Origin of the sequence: Aureimonas sp. AU22 (assembly GCF_001463745.1) — a bacterium.
Lineage (GTDB): Bacteria > Pseudomonadota > Alphaproteobacteria > Rhizobiales > Rhizobiaceae > Aureimonas.
Genome location: NZ_BBWJ01000066.1, coordinates 1 through 14,662 on the forward strand (window position 1 = coordinate 1; position 14,662 = coordinate 14,662).

The window sequence follows — 14,662 nt, forward strand, 5'->3', positions numbered from 1 at the left end:
GACGGGGGGATGGTTCGGACCTCTCCCCACTTCATGCTCGTGCGCCGCGGAAACAGGCCGTTTCACTGGGTCTGGGGTCCGACAAGCCTTTCCCTACTCGCTTTGCCGTGAATGCTCTGTCCCGTGTCGCCGCTCCGTGATGGGGAAGGTGCATAGGAGGACCTCTGTCCGCCCCATTGCTGCACGATCCCCGTCTTCCATACGGGGCGGCTTCCACGTCCTGAGCTGCAGATGCCGGGGTCAGGTGCTCCGCCTCGTGCCGGCAGCGCTGGTCTTGTCGCGTGCGACAGCGTTCATGACGCCGGGTGACCGAGCCGCTGCCGCAGCCTTGATCCCCCGTCCCCAGCTTCGCGTGCACGCGCACGCGCGATCGGTTGACATCCCCTTATCGGGTCCGCTCTAACTCGCTCGAAAGAACGGGTCTGTGGCCTTGCGGCAACAGACCCGCTCATGGCGCCGCTTCGCGCCTCCGCCTTCGCTTTTCGGCCGCTTTGTTGAGGCCATCGGGAGGGCGGACCAGCATGAGACCGGAATGAACCACGAGCGATACGCCAAGCCGAACTTCGGAAACCAGCCGGCGCTTGTCGCCGACGTCCGGCGCAAGCCGGACCGCCGGCAGGTTTCCGCCCGCTGGCTCGCCGGCACGCTTCTGACGGGTCTGACGTCCAGCGCGATGATGGGCATCGCGCTCTCCGCGGCCCACGACGGGCGCCGCATGCTGGTCTCGCCCGCCGTGGTCGGAGAGATCGCCGCACCCCAGACCGACGTCGTGGAGCGCGGCGAGCGTGTCTTCGCCACGCCGATCCCCATCGATCGCAACCGATCGACGATCGAGGTGCCTACCTTGATGCGCGAGGGGGACCGGGACGTCATCCGGCCGCTGCCCTTCGCCTATGCATCCATGCTGCTCGGCGCGCGCCATCCGGCGGCGGCCGCCTATCCCGCCTTCGACGCGATGAACGTGTTCGGCAGCGACGACGACGAGGCGGAACCCGAAACGCCGCCGGAGACCGGCCAGATCTACGACGCCAAGGTGGAAGGCGATGTCGGGCTGGCGATGGAGCCGTTCGCCTTCGATCCGTCGACCTATGACGATGCGCCCGACATCGGCACGCGCGAGGCGGAGTTCCTCGTGCGCGAAGCGGTGCCGCGCCTGTCGTCCGTGCCTGTCCAGGTCGCGGCCTACCAGGCGTTCGACGCCTCTCGTTTCGGTGGCAGCCTGTCGGACGCCGCCGAATACGTTCCGGGCTCGGCGGCCAGGGTCACCGCCGAGAACGTTTCGATGTCGGCGGCCGAGACGAGGCAGGACCGCGTCTCCCGCTATTTCGAGGAGATCGTGCCGTTTCGCGAAAGCCTGCCAATGGCCAAGGCGCTCGCCGAGAACGGCCACGAGGACGCCGAGGCTGCGGCCGCGCGCCTGTCGGCGCTGCTGGGCCGGGCCGAGATGAACGCCGGCGAGGTCCTGCGGCTCGGGCTCGAGCCGAACGGCGAGGGTTCGCGCATCGTCCGCCTGTCGGCCTATCGCGGCGAGCGGCATCTGGCGACGGTCGCGCTCGCCGACGACGGTTCCTTCGAGGAGGGACCGGAGCCCAGCCTCAGCCGGTCGGTCGCCCAGGCCTTCGACGAGAACGCCACCGAGGCGCCGCTTCGCCAGAACATGCCGACGGTCTACGACGGCATCTACCAGGCGGCGCTCGCCTATGGGCTCGACGACCGGCTCTGCCGCCGGCTCCTGAAGATCCTGTCCTCGGACGTCGACTTCCAGGCGCGCCTCGACCCGACCGATCGGTTGACGCTCCTCTACTCGCTGAAGGAAGGGCAGGAGGAGGCCAGCGCCGACTCTCAGATCCTCTTCGTCGAGGCGAAGTTCGGCGATACGACCAAGCGCTACTATCGCTTCTTCACGACCGACGACGACCAGACCGACTATTACGACGAGGACGGGCGCAGCGCGAAGCAGTTCCTTCTGCGCAACCCGGTCCCCAAGGGACGGTTCAGTTCGCCCTTCGGCTCGCGTCGCCATCCGGTGCTCGGCTATTCCCGTATGCATTGGGGCGTCGACTGGGCGGCCCCGCGCGGCACGCCGATCCTGGCGTCGGGTTCGGGCACCGTGGAGCAGGCGGGCTGGTCGACGGGTTTCGGCCAGCAGACCATCATCCGCCACGCCAACGGCTACGAGACCTCCTACTCGCACCAGAGCAAGATCGCGAGCGGCGTCACCAAGGGTGCGCGGGTGCGGCAAGGGCAGATCATCGGCTATATCGGCTCGACCGGCCTGTCGACCGGCAACCACCTCCACTACGAGGTGACCGTCAACGGCACGCGCGTCGATCCGATGCGCATCCGCCTGCCCTCCGGTCGCCAGCTCGGCAGCGACCAGTTGATGGCGTTCCAGCGCGAGCGCGCACGGATCGACGACCTTCTGAAGGACAGCGTGGACGAGATGCGCGTCGCCGCGCACTAAGGGAAAGGGCGGGCGCGACCTCGCACCCGCCGTTCCCTTTCGTTCAGGCCTGGCGCCCGATCGCCGATTGCGAGCGCCAGAGGTCGATGCCGCCCTCGGTGGCCGAGCGGTCGATCGCGGAGAGCTCGTCCCCCGAGAAGTCGAGGTGCTTCAGGGCGTCCAGCGAGGAATCGAGCTGGGCGACCGTGCGCGCGCCGATCAGCGCCGATGTGACGTTCGGGTTCCGCAGGACCCAGGCGATCGCCATCTGCGCGAGCGACTGGCCACGCGCCTTGGCGATCTCGTCGAGGGCCCGGATGCGCTGGACGTTGTCCTCGCTCACGAGGTCGGGCGAGAAGGACTTCGCCTTGGCCGCGCGCGAGCCCTCTGGCACGCCGCCGAGATACTTGTCGGTCAGAAGGCCCTGCGCCAGAGGCGAAAAGGCGATGCAGCCGACGCCAAGGCTCCCGAGCGTATCCAGAAGCTCGTCCTCGACCCAGCGGTTGAGCATCGAATACGACGGCTGGTGGATCAGCATGGGCGTGCCCATCGCCTTCAGCATGGCGTGCGCCTCGCGCGTGCGGTCGGGGCCATAGGACGAGACGCCGACATAGAGCGCCTTGCCGGAGCGCACGATCGCGTCCAGCGCACCCATCGTCTCCTCCAGCGGCGTCTTCGGGTCGGGTCGGTGGTGGTAGAAGACGTCGACATAGTCGAGACCCATGCGCTTCAGGCTCTGGTCGAGCGAGGCGACGAGATACTTGCGCGAGCCGAAATTGCCGTAGGGGCCCGGCCACATGTCCCAGCCCGCCTTGGTCGAGATCAGCAGCTCGTCGCGGTAGGGCCGGAAGTCGAGATCCATCCAGCGACCGAAATTCTCCTCCGCCGAGCCCGGAGGCGGGCCGTAATTGTTGGCGAGGTCGAAATGCGTGACGCCCCGATCGAAGGCGCGGCGCAGGATCGCCCGCCCCGTCTCGAACACGTCCGTGCCGCCGAAGTTCTGCCAGAGGCCCAGCGAGATGGCCGGCAGGTCGAGCCCCGATCGCCCGCATCGGCGGAAGTTGGCGCTGATGTAGCGTTGATCGTCGGCGGTATAGGGCATGACGTCCTCCTCTCGGCCGCCAGGACTGGCGGCGCGGGCGGACTATAGACGCGCTCGGATCGGAGGAAAGGGAGGAGGCGCGACTTGCGTTGGGAAAGATCCGCCGAATTCGGTGGCCCGCCAAACGGCGTCAGCGACAATAGGTGGCGTCGCCGTTCCGAGCCGCGATGTCGAGATGGAGATGCGTGCCGTGGTCGGAATCGGTGCCGGGCCCGAGCACGGTGCGGAACGGGCCGCAGGCGGCGCGCCGGATCGTTGCGGCGAACCGGTCGGCCGGCGTTCCCGGCTCCGTCGCATCCACCGTCAGGGTGGTGCCGTTCGACAGCGCGAAGCCGGCGATGTCGATCGCGCTGCCCCGCGAATGCTCTGAGATCTTGGATTCGCTCGCCCGCGCCCGGCAGACATAGGTGGACGCCTGGCTCAACGCCTTCACGCTGGCGCCGTCGAACTCCGCCTTCGCAGCGGGTGTGACGCTCTCTCCCATCCAGACGTCGAGGGCGAGCGCCGTGCGGCACAGCATCACCGTGCCCGGCTCGATCCGCGCACCGTTGGAGAGCTTCGTCACCGCGACCGGACGCAGGACGCCGCAATCGCCTTCCGCGATCGTCTCGCCGACGGTGAACTCGGCGCCCCGTGCCTTGAGTTCGCCTTCGCAGGCGATCGCGTCCTCGACGGCCGCCGCCGCCTCCACCGTCTCGGCCGGCGTCACGGCCATCGCGGGCACGTTCGGCGCGCTCGGCTCCGGCTCGGTGCGGGCCTTGTCGGGCGGCACGTAGGCCGGTTGCGCAGCGCCCTGCGTCGGCGCGGGAGGAGGCGTCTCCGGTGCGGGCTCAGGCGGTGGCGATGGCGTGGCGGCCGCAGCGCCGGGCGCGTCCTGCGCCGCGGCTGGAGCAGCGGCAGGCGCATCCGGGCGGGCTTCCGGCACCGGCACCGCGTCGGCCTCGGGCAGCGCCGGCGCGGCGGGCGCCTCGACGTTCGCCGCCCCCGGCGACGGATCCGCGGCGGACTGACCATCCGCCGGCGCCTCCGTCGGCACGGGAACGGTCTGCGCAACCGAGGGCCCCATCGCCGCCAGGATCAGTGCCCCGAGGCCGAGGACCGTCCTTCCGGCGTCCCATCGCAGCCGTGCCACCGGCCTTAGTCCACGAACTCGACGGTGACGCCCGGCTTCACCAGCTTGGCAAGCTCGTTCGCGTCCCAGTTGGTCAGGCGCACGCAGCCATGGCTGTTGGTCTTGCCGATCTTGGATGGCTCCGGCGTGCCGTGGATGCCGTAGGTGGGCTTCGACAGCGCGATCCAGATCGTGCCGACCGGACCGTTGGGGCCGGGCGGAATGGTCAGGATCTTGTCGTTGGTGCCTTGCTTGAAGTTGATCTTCGGGTTGTAGGTGTAGTTCGGGTCGAAGGCGATGCGCGCGACCTCCACCGTGCCGGACGGCGACGGCGTCGAGGTCGAGCCGATCGAGGACGGATAGGCCGCGACGAGGCGTCCGGTGGCGTCGTAGGCGCGCACCTGCTCGCGTCCCTTGTCGGCGACGATGCGCGCGACCACCTCCCCCGTGACGTTGTCGCCCGTCGCCATGACCTTGATCTGGGTGCCGGGACGCGTGAAGTCGGCGCCTGGATTGATTTCCTTCAGATAGGCCTCGTCCATGTGGAAGCGCTCGGCCAGCATCTCGGTGACGCGCTCGTAGCTCATCGCCGGCAGGGCGGCCTTGTGGGCGTAATCCTCGGGGATCGCGGCGACATAGGGTCCGCCGACGTCCTCGTTGGTGATCTCGTACGATACGATCGCCGGACCGCCGGTCGCCATCAGCTCTTCCATCAGCGACTGCGCATTGGTCGCGTCGATCGAACGCCCGGTCATCTCGCTGTAGGCGGCGACCGCCTTGTCGACGTTGCCGCCCATGCGCCCGTCGATGACGCCCGGCGAGGCCCCGGCGCGGTCCAGCAGCACCTGAAGCGCGGCGATCTCGATCTTGGCGTTCTTGCCGGTCGGCCCGGCGACCTTCGGGGCGGGATTCGATTCGATCATGGTCTGGCCTTCGAGGCCCGAACCGCCAGGCGGATAGGCGGAAGCGCCCTGCCCCGGCTCGATCGAGCCCGTCATTCCCTGATCCGGCAGCCCGGCCTGGTCCCAGGCGCCCGGTGCCGGCAACGGCTGGCTCTCCACCGGAGCGTCGCCATAGCTGTCGTAGTCGTCGTAAGGGTTGCCCGGCGCACCGTAATCGATGCCCGGCAGGTCGCGCGCGCGCCCCTCGAGGACGACCGGTCCGGACGGCGCTCCGCCGCGCTGCCCACCTCGGCGCCGGTCGCCGGGCCGCTCCACCGCGATCACCCGGCCGTAGGAATCCACGGTGACGATGTTGCCGAATTCGTCGCGGAAGCTTTCCGTGCCGGGACCGTAGTCCTCGTAGGAGGGATCGTAGCCTTGCGCCGCCGCAGGAAGACAGGGGGTCGACAGGCCGGCCAACGCCAAGGCCAAAGCCCGCACCGTTGCCTTCGCCATGTCCCGTCTCCTTCATCGATGCCCAGCGGCCAACGCCCTGACAGGCAAATAGGGCGCAATGCTGGTCCGAAGATGGTTAACCAATTGCAAATGAACCCATAGTGAATGCCAGGGGCACCATCGCCGAGGCTGCCTCGGAACGCCCGCGCCCGCTCGCCGTTTCCAGACCACATGCAACGGAAGGGAGAAATCCGATGTCCTCCACTCTGGGAACCGGCACCATGTCCGAGATCGAGGTCGGCGCCGACGCCATCGAGGCGAGCCGCGTCAACGGCACGCGCGTCTACAACACGGACGGCGACAATCTCGGCCACATCTACGACGTCGTGATCGGAAAGCGCGACGGCCGCGTGAAGTACGCCATCATGTCCTTCGGCGGCTTCCTCGGCATCGGCGAGGAATACCATCCCCTCCCCTGGGAGGTCCTGAAATACGACGAGCGGCAGGGCGGCTACGTCGTCGGGATCACGATCGACCAGCTCAAGGCCGCCCCGCATTTCGGCTCCGCGAACCGTCCGGACTGGGTCGATCCCGACTACGGCCGGCGCATCAACGACTACTACGGCGTCGCCTACTACTGAGCGGCGCACCGACAGAAAGGGGGCGGCCCATCGGGCCGCCCCCTTCTTCGTTGGTCCTCGTGAAGCCGGCCCTCAGGCCGCCACGCGGTCTCCCGCAGCATCGGCCTTCGAGCCGACGACGTAGAAGTTGAGGCGGTCGGTGCCGGACGAGATCTTCACCCGGTCCTCGTCCTTCACCTCGCCGAGAAGGATCTTCTCGGCCAGCGGATCCTGCACCTCGCGCTGGATGACGCGCTTCAAGGGCCGCGCCCCGTAGGCGGGATCATAACCCTTGTCGGCCAACCACTCGCGGCCGCTCTCGTCGAGCTCCAGCACGATCTTGCGCTCTTCGAGAAGCTTCTCCAGCCGCCCCATCTGGATATCGACGATCGCCCCCATCTCCGCCCGCTTGAGGCGGTGGAACAGGATGATCTCGTCGACGCGGTTGAGGAACTCCGGCCGGAAAGCCGAGCGCACGACGTCCATCACCTGCGGCCGCGCCTCCGCCGCGTCCTGGTCGTCGCGAAGCGCCGTCAGGTATTCGGATCCGAGGTTCGATGTCATCACGATCAGCGTGTTGCGGAAGTCCACCGTACGACCCTGCCCGTCCGTCAGGCGCCCGTCGTCGAGCACCTGCAGGAGGACGTTGAAGACGTCCGGATGCGCCTTTTCGATCTCGTCGAACAGGATCACCTGGTAGGGCCGCCGCCGCACGGCTTCCGTGAGGACGCCCCCCTCCTCGTAGCCGACATAGCCCGGAGGGGCGCCGATCAGCCGGGCCACGGAGTGCTTCTCCATGAACTCCGACATGTCGATGCGCACCATCGCGGTCTCCTCGTCGAAGAGGAAGCCGGCGAGCGCCTTGGTGAGCTCGGTCTTGCCGACGCCGGTCGGCCCCAAGAAGATGAACGAGCCGATCGGCCGGTTCGGATCCTGGAGCCCGGCGCGAGCCCGGCGCACCGCGCGGCTGACGGCCTGCACCGCCTCGCCCTGGCCGACGACGCGCTTGGCCAGCGAATCCTCCATCGACAAGAGCTTCTCACGCTCGCCCTGCATCATCCGGTCGACGGGGATGCCGGTCCAGCGGGAGACGACCTGCGCGACGTGGTCGGCCGTTACCGTCTCCTCGACCATCGACGCCTTGCCGTCCGAGCCTTCGGCCTCCGCGAGCTCGCGCTCCAGCTGCGGGATCACGCCATAGGCGAGCTCGCCGGCGCGCTGGAACTCGCCCTGCCGCTGCGCGATGGCCAGATCGTTGCGCGCCTCGTCGAGCCGCTTCTTGAGATCGGCGGCAAGGCCCAGCTTCGACTTCTCGGCCTGCCAGGATGTGGTGAGCCGGTCCGACTCCTCCTCGAGATTGGCGAGTTCCGATTCCAGCCGCTCGAGGCGCGAGCGCGCCCCGTCGTCGTGCTCTTTTTTAAGCGCCTCGCGCTCGATCTTCAGCTGCACCACGCGCCGGTCGATCTCGTCCAGCGCTTCCGGCTTGGAATCGACCGCCATGCGCAGGCGCGCGGCGCCCTCGTCCACGAGGTCGATCGCCTTGTCCGGCAGGAAGCGGTCGGTGATGTAGCGGTTCGAGAGCTGCGCGGCGGCGACGAGGGCCGAATCCGAGATGCGCACCTTGTGGTGCTGCTCGTACTTCTCCTTGAGGCCGCGCAGGATCGAGATCGTGTCTTCGACCGTCGGCTCCGACACGAAGACCGGCTGGAAGCGCCGGGCGAGCGCCGGGTCCTTCTCGACATGCTTGCGGTACTCGTCGAGCGTGGTCGCGCCGACGCAGTGCAGCTCGCCGCGCGCGAGCGCGGGCTTCAGGAGGTTGGAGGCGTCCATCGCCCCGTCCGCCTTGCCGGCGCCCACCAGCGTGTGCATCTCGTCGATGAACAGCACGATGCCGCCGTCCGCCGACATGACCTCGGACAGGACGGCCTTCAGCCGCTCCTCGAACTCGCCGCGATACTTGGCACCCGCGATCAGCGCGCCCATGTCGAGCGCCATCAGCTGCTTGTCGCGCAAGGATTCCGGCACGTCGCCGTTGACGAGGCGCAGGGCCAGGCCTTCCGCGATCGCCGTCTTGCCGACGCCGGGCTCGCCGATCAGCACCGGGTTGTTCTTGGTGCGCCGGGACAGGACCTGGATGGTGCGGCGGATCTCGTCGTCGCGCCCGATCACCGGGTCGAGCTTGCCCTCGCGCGCGTCCTTCGTGAGGTCGCGGGCATATTTCTTCAGCGCGTCGTAGCCCTGCTCGGCCGAGGCCGTGTCGGCGGTGCGGCCCTTGCGCAAGGATTCGATCGCGGAGTTGAGCCCCTGCGGCGTGACGCCGGCCTTGGCAAGGATCTCCGATGTCTTCGCGCTCTTTTCCAAGGCGAGGGCCAGCAGCAGCCGCTCGGCGGTGACGTAAGAGTCGCCCGCCTTCTTGGCGATCTCCTCGGCGGTGGCGAAGACCTTGGCGGTCGGGGCCGCCAGATAGATCTGGCCGTTGCCGCCCGACACCTTCGGCAGCGCCTCGAGCGCCGCCTCGACGCCGAGGCGCACGTCCTTCGGCCGCCCGCCGGCGCGCTCGATCAGGCCGGACGCCAGGCCTTCCGAGTCATCGACCAGAACCTTGAGCAGGTGCTCCGGCAGGAACTGCTGATGGTCGCGCGCCATCGCCGCCGTCTGAGCGGCCTGGATGAAGCCGCGGACCCGGTCGGTGTATTTTTCCATGTCCATTCGTCGTCTCCTTGTCTCGCGCGTCACCCGATCGGCATGCGCACGAAAATGCGTGGAGTCGGCCGCCCGAAGGCCGGCCGCTGACATGGAATATGGGACGCGGCTCCCTGTGGCAAAAGGGCACCAAGACGTGCGGACGCACAATTCTTGAGGGTTTCAAAGCGTCGCGAGGGAGCGATGGATCACCAGCTTTCGACCCGTCATCGCCGATGAATGGCATAAGCGGCAGCCCCGAAAGCTGCCGTTCAGTCCACTAGCGCCTTCTTCGACTCCGGTTCATCCGGAGAAGCTCGTGGATCGCGAGAGCGCGTGCCAGGTGCCCATCTCGGCACGCATGGCGTCGAGCTTGGCGTTCACCAGTCCCAGCGCGTCCTCGCCGAGAAACAGGCGAACCGGAGGGTTGTCCGCCTCGACCAGCGCCAGAAGGGCCGCGGCCGCCTTGGCCGGATCGCCCGGCTGGTTGCCGCTCTTGGCCTGCCGTCCCGCCCGGATCGGGTCCATGACTGCATCGTAGTCCGGGATGCTGCGCGGCGTGCGGTCCATCGAGCGACCCGCCCAGTCGGTGCGGAACTGACCGGGCGCGATCGCCGTCACATGAATTCCGAAGCCTGCCACCTCTTTGCCGAGCGCCTCGGAGATGCCCTCGAGCGCGAACTTCGAGCCGCAGTAGAAGCTGATGCCCGGCATCGTGATGAAGCCGCCCATGGACGTGACGTTGACGATGTGCCCGCGCCCCCGCTGGCGCATACCGGGCAGCACGGCCTTGATCATCGCGACCGGTCCGAAGACGTTGGCGGCGAACTGACGTCGCAGATCGTCGATCGAGGCCTCCTCGAGGGCGCCTTCGTGACCATAGCCGGCGTTGTTCACGAGGACGTCGATCGGCCCCGCCTGTCGTTCGGCTTCCGCAACGGCGTTCGGGATCGCATCGTAGTCCGTGACATCGAGAACCAGCGGCTGGGCGCGACCCGGCGCCAGTTCGGCGAAGGCTGTGGCATCGTCGGTGCGTCGTACCGTACCGATGACGCTATGGCCTGCGTCCAGAGCGCCCTGTGCGAAGGCTCGGCCCAGGCCGGAACTGACGCCCGTGATGAGAAAGGTCTTGGATGTCGACATGGTATGGGCCTTTGAAGATCATGATTATATCAAGATATAAATCAACATGAGCCCTGACAAGACCTCCCAGTTATCGAGACCCTCCACCCGCGAGCGTGTCCTCGATGCGGCCGAGCGACTGCTCGCCTCCGGCCATTCCGGCTTCTCGATGCGGGACCTTGCGAGCGAGGCGGCGCTCAGCTTCGCGACGCCGTTCAATCAGTTCGGCAGCAAGGGTGCGATCATGCTGGCGCTGTCGGCACGGCGGATCGACGCCATGGAGGAGCGCCTGAACCGAGCTCCATCCGTCGGTACCGCGGCAATCAGGGTCTTGGCGGCGGTCGACATCGCCGCGTCGGTCATGCTGGAAGCCCCATCGGTGAACCGCATCGTGATGGGGTCGATCGGCTCGCCGGGCGATGCCCCCGGGGACGCGTTGTCCCGGTCGCGGGCCCTCTGGTCGCTGGCGCTCGGCGAGGGCGCTGGGCTAGCGGACGCGACGCGGGATCTCGCCCTCGCAACGCTTCCCGACCATCTGGCTCTCGCCTTCCGAGGCGCGCTTTCGTTCTGGACGGCCGGGGAGTACGACGATCAGGCGCTTGGCCGCAGGGCTCGCTCGGCTGCCGCAGCCTGCCTCCTCGGGTTCGTCAGCGGTGACGAGCGTCCCGAGCTGCTGGCCTGCTTGGAGATGTAACCGAAGAGGGACGGTGAAGCGTGCCCCGCACCAACGTCGAACCCGGCCCTTGAACCCACCCCTGCGTCTTAGTGCCCCTGACGTGTCGAACCCATCGTTGCGGTCCGTCTTCGACGGCCGCGTTCACGTGAGCCTCGACATGGCCCCACCGGACACGCTGCCCACCGCAGCGCTCTTTGCGGCGCCCGCCTTCTCCCAGGCGCAAATCTCGCGGGATGGCCAGTTCGTTGCGTACCTGGCGCCTTGGCGCGGCTGGCTGAACGTCTTCCTCGCCACGATCCGCCGCAGCTCCGACCGGCTCGATGCCCGCATGCGGCTGACCGCAGGCGACCTCTTGGCCGGGCTACGGTATCAATTTGGCCCTGTTCGATGCACGTCGACCGTTTTCGACCCCGAGCGCTCATAAGGCCAGCGCACCCGACTCATAGTTCACGTCCGCTTCAGATTGCATGGCATCAGGAAGCGGACGGCCTGGAAACCACCCGAGCCGGTCGTCGAGGACGTCATCCCCGTCAGCCTTGGCGGCTGCATTCCGACACCTGTGGACCTCGGATTACCCACTGGCATCGGGTGCAGGGGCTCCTCGTGTCAGCCGCTCGTTGTCTCCGCCCCTGCGATCCGGCCGGGATGGGTGAAGACCTCGAACTCGTCGCCCCGCACGACCGCGACGAGCGTGATGCCGGCGCGCTCGGCTTGCGCGACGGCGAGCTGTGTCGGCACCGAGACGGCGGCCAGGAGGCCGCAGCCCATCACGGCCGCTTTCTGGATCAGTTCGACCGACACACGGCTGGTGAGGACGAGAAGACCGCCTGCCGGGTCGATCCCCTCGCGCGCCAGATGCCCGGCGACCTTGTCGAGCGCGTTGTGCCGGCCGACGTCCTCGCGAAGACAGAGGATCTGACCCGCGATCGACGCGAAGGCGGCGGCATGGGCGGCGCGGGTGCGCCGTCCCAGCGCCTGCCCCTCGCTCATACGGGCCATGGCGGTTCCGATCGCCTCCGGCCGCACGAGAAGGCCGGGCGCGACGACGGGCAGCGCGCGCGCGGCCAGCTCCAGGCTTTCCACGCCGCACAGGCCGCAACCGACCGGACCCGTCATCAGCCGGCGGCGGGCGACATAGCCGGCGGCACGCTCGGGCGTCAGCCAGAGCCGGCACTCGAGACCGGCCTCGCCGGATGCGATCTCAAGGCCCTCGACCTGCGAGGGCGCGTCCACGATGCCTTCGTTCAACGCCAGCCCGAGCGCGAGATCGCGAAGGTCGGCGGGCGTCGCCATCATCACCGCATGGGTCGAGCCGTTGACGGAGATCGCGACCGCCACCTCCGCCGGCAGCGCCCGCGTGCCGGCCTCGAACCGCCCTGCCCGAAAGCGCAGCGTGGGGGCGTGGGAGGCCTGTTCCCGCTCGTCGTCCGGCGACACCGGCGCTTGCGCCACCCGGGGCCGCATCAGACGGCGCGCAAGACGCCCTGGCCGACCACGGGGCCGGTGGGCTGGCCGGTGGGCGAGCCGCCTTCCGGCTCCATCGACACGGCGAGCGCGGCGCCGGGTGCGCGCATCATGCCCGTTCCCATGCCCTCGCGGCCGCCGAGGTCGACGCGCAAGGGGGCGGCGGGATCGACGAGGCCGAGCGAGATCGGCGCGCCGCCGGCCGGCACCAGCCAGAGCTCGGGTACGCGCCCATCCAAGGGTTGGAGCGACACCGGCATGAGGATCGCATGGCCGCCGTCGGGATCCACCACGGCGACGAATAGCGGCGCGCCGCCTTCGGCCGCGATCGAGGCCATCATCGGCGGCGAGGCGGAGCCAAGGTCGAGGGCCAGCCCGGCAAGGCTCGCCGCCGCAAGACCCATCGAGCCGAGCGCCAGCCATTTCCAGAAGGCCGCGACCCGGCGGCCGGCCGAGCGCAGGGGAGCGGAAGAAGTGGACGCCGCAGCGCCCGGACGGGCGGCGGCGGCGGGGCCGAGCTCGGCCTCGATCGCCTGCCAGAGGCGCGCGGGAGGCGACAGGGCGGGCGCGGTTGCCAGAAGGGGATGAAGCCGCTCTTCCCAGGCGCGGGTTTCCGATGCGAGATCCGGGTCGATTCGCAGGCGTCGCTCGAACGCCCGCCGCTCGGCCGGGGTCAGGAGCCCGAGCGCGTATTCGCCGGCCAGGGCCTCGTCGCCTCCATCCCGTTCGTCGCCCGCGTTCATGCTTCGAGGCATCCTCTCAACCGGATCAGGCCGCGCCGGATCATGCTCTTCATCGTTCCGAGCGGCACGCCCGCCCCCCGTGCCAGGTCTTCATAGGTTCGCCCGCCGTAGAAGGCGGCCCGGATCGCGTCCTTCGAACGGGGCTCCAGGGCGTCCAGGCAGGCGGCCAGGCGCCGCGCCTCGCCGTCGGCCTCCATCTGCGCGAGGGCGCCCGGCGTCTCGTCCGCCACACCATCGGCCGCGTCGAGGTCGGCGCGCGCGCGATGGTGACGCAGAGCGCGCAGGCGGTCGATCGCCCGGTTGCGCGCCAGCGTGCAAAGCCAGGTGATCGGGCTCGCACGCGCGGGATCGAAGCTGCCCGCCCGGTTCCACACCGTCACATACACGTCCTGCAGCACGTCTTCCGCTTCCGCCTCGTCGTGCAAGATACGCACGGTCACGCCGAAAAGCTTCGCGGATGTCAGGTCGTAGACGTCGCGCAAGGCGGTACGCTCGCCCGCCGCCACGCGGCCAAGGGCGATGACGAGGCGCTGGCGCGCATCTTCGGGCAAGGGGCCGTGCAGCATGCGTCGTCCCAGGGGCAGCGAAAAGGGAACCGGACGGCGGGCCGCTCGATTGCTCGGGTCTATGCTAAACGTCCTCGAGGAGGAAAGCCATGTCCGCCGTGTCCCAGCCGGCCCTGCGCATCGAGCGGGAACCCCTTCCCGTCACCGTCACGTTCCACGACACCGTCCTCGCCTCGACCACGGAGGCGTTGCGGCTCTACGAGGGAAGCCGGGAGCCGGTGTTCTACATCCCGCGCGACCACGTGGAGATGGCCTATTTCCAGGAATCGGCCAAGCGCACGACCTGCCCGCACAAGGGCGAGGCGCGCTACTGGTCGATCTCGGCCGGCGGCTACGGCGAAACCGACGCCGTGTGGTCCTACGAGGACCCCAAGCCCGGCGCGCGCGACATCGCGGGCTATCTCGCCTTCTATCCCGACAAGGTCCGGATCGTGGTGGGCGAGGGAAAGTAAGAGCGGATCGGATGGGGGGACGGACTGGGGAACGGAAAGCGGATCCGGTTGTTTAGAGCGCCACAGGGACGTTCTTCATCGGAGGACACATAGACATGCGTCGTTTCATTCTCGCCACCGCCACCCTCGGCCTTCTGGCCGGTCCGGTTCTCGCGCAGACCACGGTGGTCACCACGACCGAGCCCAAGAGCGAGGGCGAGCAGGCGGCCGGCACGCTGGCCGGCGCCGGCACCGGCGCGGTCGCGGGCGCCCTGGTCGGCGGCCCGGTGGGCGCGGCCATCGGCGGCGTTGCCGGCATGGCGATCGGCGGCGCGGCCTCGGCCCCCGACGACGTGCGCCAGTAC

The 14,662-nt window shown here is 68.8% G+C and carries 13 protein-coding genes and 1 pseudogene; 6 read left to right on the forward strand and 8 right to left on the reverse strand.

Going from position 1 to position 14,662, the window contains the following annotated elements; genetic code table 11:
* Window positions 1-532 precede the first annotated feature (532 nt).
* On the forward strand, window positions 533-2,464 hold the full coding sequence (locus AUL34_RS21545; RefSeq protein ID WP_061938790.1) for a M23 family metallopeptidase: 1,932 nt from the start codon (window positions 533-535) through the stop codon (window positions 2,462-2,464).
* Between the two features lie 43 nt (window positions 2,465-2,507).
* Here the strand turns inward: AUL34_RS21545 and mgrA are convergent, their stop codons facing one another.
* The 3 genes from mgrA to AUL34_RS21560 all read right to left on the reverse strand — a co-directional run bounded on the left by mgrA (window position 2,508) and on the right by AUL34_RS21560 (window position 6,053).
* Window positions 2,508-3,545: an L-glyceraldehyde 3-phosphate reductase gene (mgrA, locus tag AUL34_RS21550; RefSeq protein WP_061938792.1), complete on the reverse strand. Its 1,038-nt coding sequence runs from the start codon at window positions 3,543-3,545 to the stop codon at window positions 2,508-2,510.
* Window positions 3,546-3,675: 130 nt separating this feature from the next.
* Window positions 3,676-4,677 (reverse strand): extensin family protein, encoded by a 1,002-nt coding sequence (locus tag AUL34_RS21555; RefSeq protein ID WP_061938795.1) that lies wholly within the window; start codon window positions 4,675-4,677, stop codon window positions 3,676-3,678.
* A gap of 5 nt (window positions 4,678-4,682) precedes the next feature.
* A complete protein-coding gene (locus AUL34_RS21560) occupies window positions 4,683-6,053 on the reverse strand; it encodes a L,D-transpeptidase (RefSeq protein ID WP_061938798.1) in 1,371 nt (456 codons plus the stop codon).
* Window positions 6,054-6,247: 194 nt separating this feature from the next.
* Between AUL34_RS21560 and AUL34_RS21565 the strand changes: the two genes are divergently transcribed.
* The gene (locus tag AUL34_RS21565) at window positions 6,248-6,634 is read left to right on the forward strand and encodes a PRC-barrel domain-containing protein (protein WP_061938800.1); all 387 of its coding nucleotides are present in this window, start codon (window positions 6,248-6,250) and stop codon (window positions 6,632-6,634) included.
* Window positions 6,635-6,706: 72 nt separating this feature from the next.
* Here AUL34_RS21565 and clpB read toward each other — a convergent pair whose 3' ends face one another.
* Both clpB and AUL34_RS21575 read right to left on the reverse strand, forming a co-directional pair.
* Window positions 6,707-9,322: an ATP-dependent chaperone ClpB gene (clpB, locus tag AUL34_RS21570; protein WP_061938802.1), complete on the reverse strand. Its 2,616-nt coding sequence runs from the start codon at window positions 9,320-9,322 to the stop codon at window positions 6,707-6,709.
* Window positions 9,323-9,598: 276 nt separating this feature from the next.
* Window positions 9,599-10,438 carry an oxidoreductase gene (locus AUL34_RS21575; RefSeq protein ID WP_061938805.1) on the reverse strand — a complete coding sequence of 280 codons (840 nt, stop codon included), beginning with the start codon at window positions 10,436-10,438 and terminating at the stop codon, window positions 9,599-9,601.
* 46 nt (window positions 10,439-10,484) lie between these two features.
* On the opposite strand from AUL34_RS21575, the gene AUL34_RS21580 reads away from it, so the two are divergent.
* Window positions 10,485-11,111, forward strand: a complete 627-nt coding sequence (locus AUL34_RS21580) for a TetR/AcrR family transcriptional regulator (RefSeq protein WP_061938808.1) — start codon at window positions 10,485-10,487, stop codon at window positions 11,109-11,111.
* A gap of 127 nt (window positions 11,112-11,238) precedes the next feature.
* Window positions 11,239-11,517 carry a hypothetical protein gene (locus AUL34_RS21585; protein WP_156421057.1) on the forward strand — a complete coding sequence of 93 codons (279 nt, stop codon included), beginning with the start codon at window positions 11,239-11,241 and terminating at the stop codon, window positions 11,515-11,517.
* Between the two features lie 182 nt (window positions 11,518-11,699).
* On the opposite strand, the gene fdhD is transcribed toward AUL34_RS21585, so the two are convergent.
* From fdhD to AUL34_RS21600, 3 genes are read right to left on the reverse strand one after another with little or no spacing between them, the layout of a single operon-like run.
* A complete protein-coding gene (gene fdhD, locus AUL34_RS21590) occupies window positions 11,700-12,557 on the reverse strand; it encodes a formate dehydrogenase accessory sulfurtransferase FdhD (protein WP_082653568.1) in 858 nt (285 codons plus the stop codon).
* Window positions 12,557-13,300 (reverse strand): anti-sigma factor domain-containing protein, encoded by a 744-nt coding sequence (locus tag AUL34_RS21595; RefSeq protein WP_061938814.1) that lies wholly within the window; start codon window positions 13,298-13,300, stop codon window positions 12,557-12,559. The genes fdhD and AUL34_RS21595 overlap by 1 nt, the downstream gene beginning before the upstream one ends.
* Complete coding sequence (locus tag AUL34_RS21600; protein ID WP_061938817.1) at window positions 13,297-13,866, reverse strand: sigma-70 family RNA polymerase sigma factor; 570 nt, start codon at window positions 13,864-13,866, stop codon at window positions 13,297-13,299. The genes AUL34_RS21595 and AUL34_RS21600 overlap by 4 nt, the downstream gene beginning before the upstream one ends.
* A gap of 89 nt (window positions 13,867-13,955) precedes the next feature.
* On the opposite strand from AUL34_RS21600, the gene AUL34_RS21605 reads away from it, so the two are divergent.
* A complete protein-coding gene (locus AUL34_RS21605) occupies window positions 13,956-14,318 on the forward strand; it encodes a DUF427 domain-containing protein (protein WP_061938819.1) in 363 nt (120 codons plus the stop codon).
* A gap of 95 nt (window positions 14,319-14,413) precedes the next feature.
* A pseudogene (locus AUL34_RS21610) lies at window positions 14,414-14,662 on the forward strand (hypothetical protein); the annotation flags it as partial.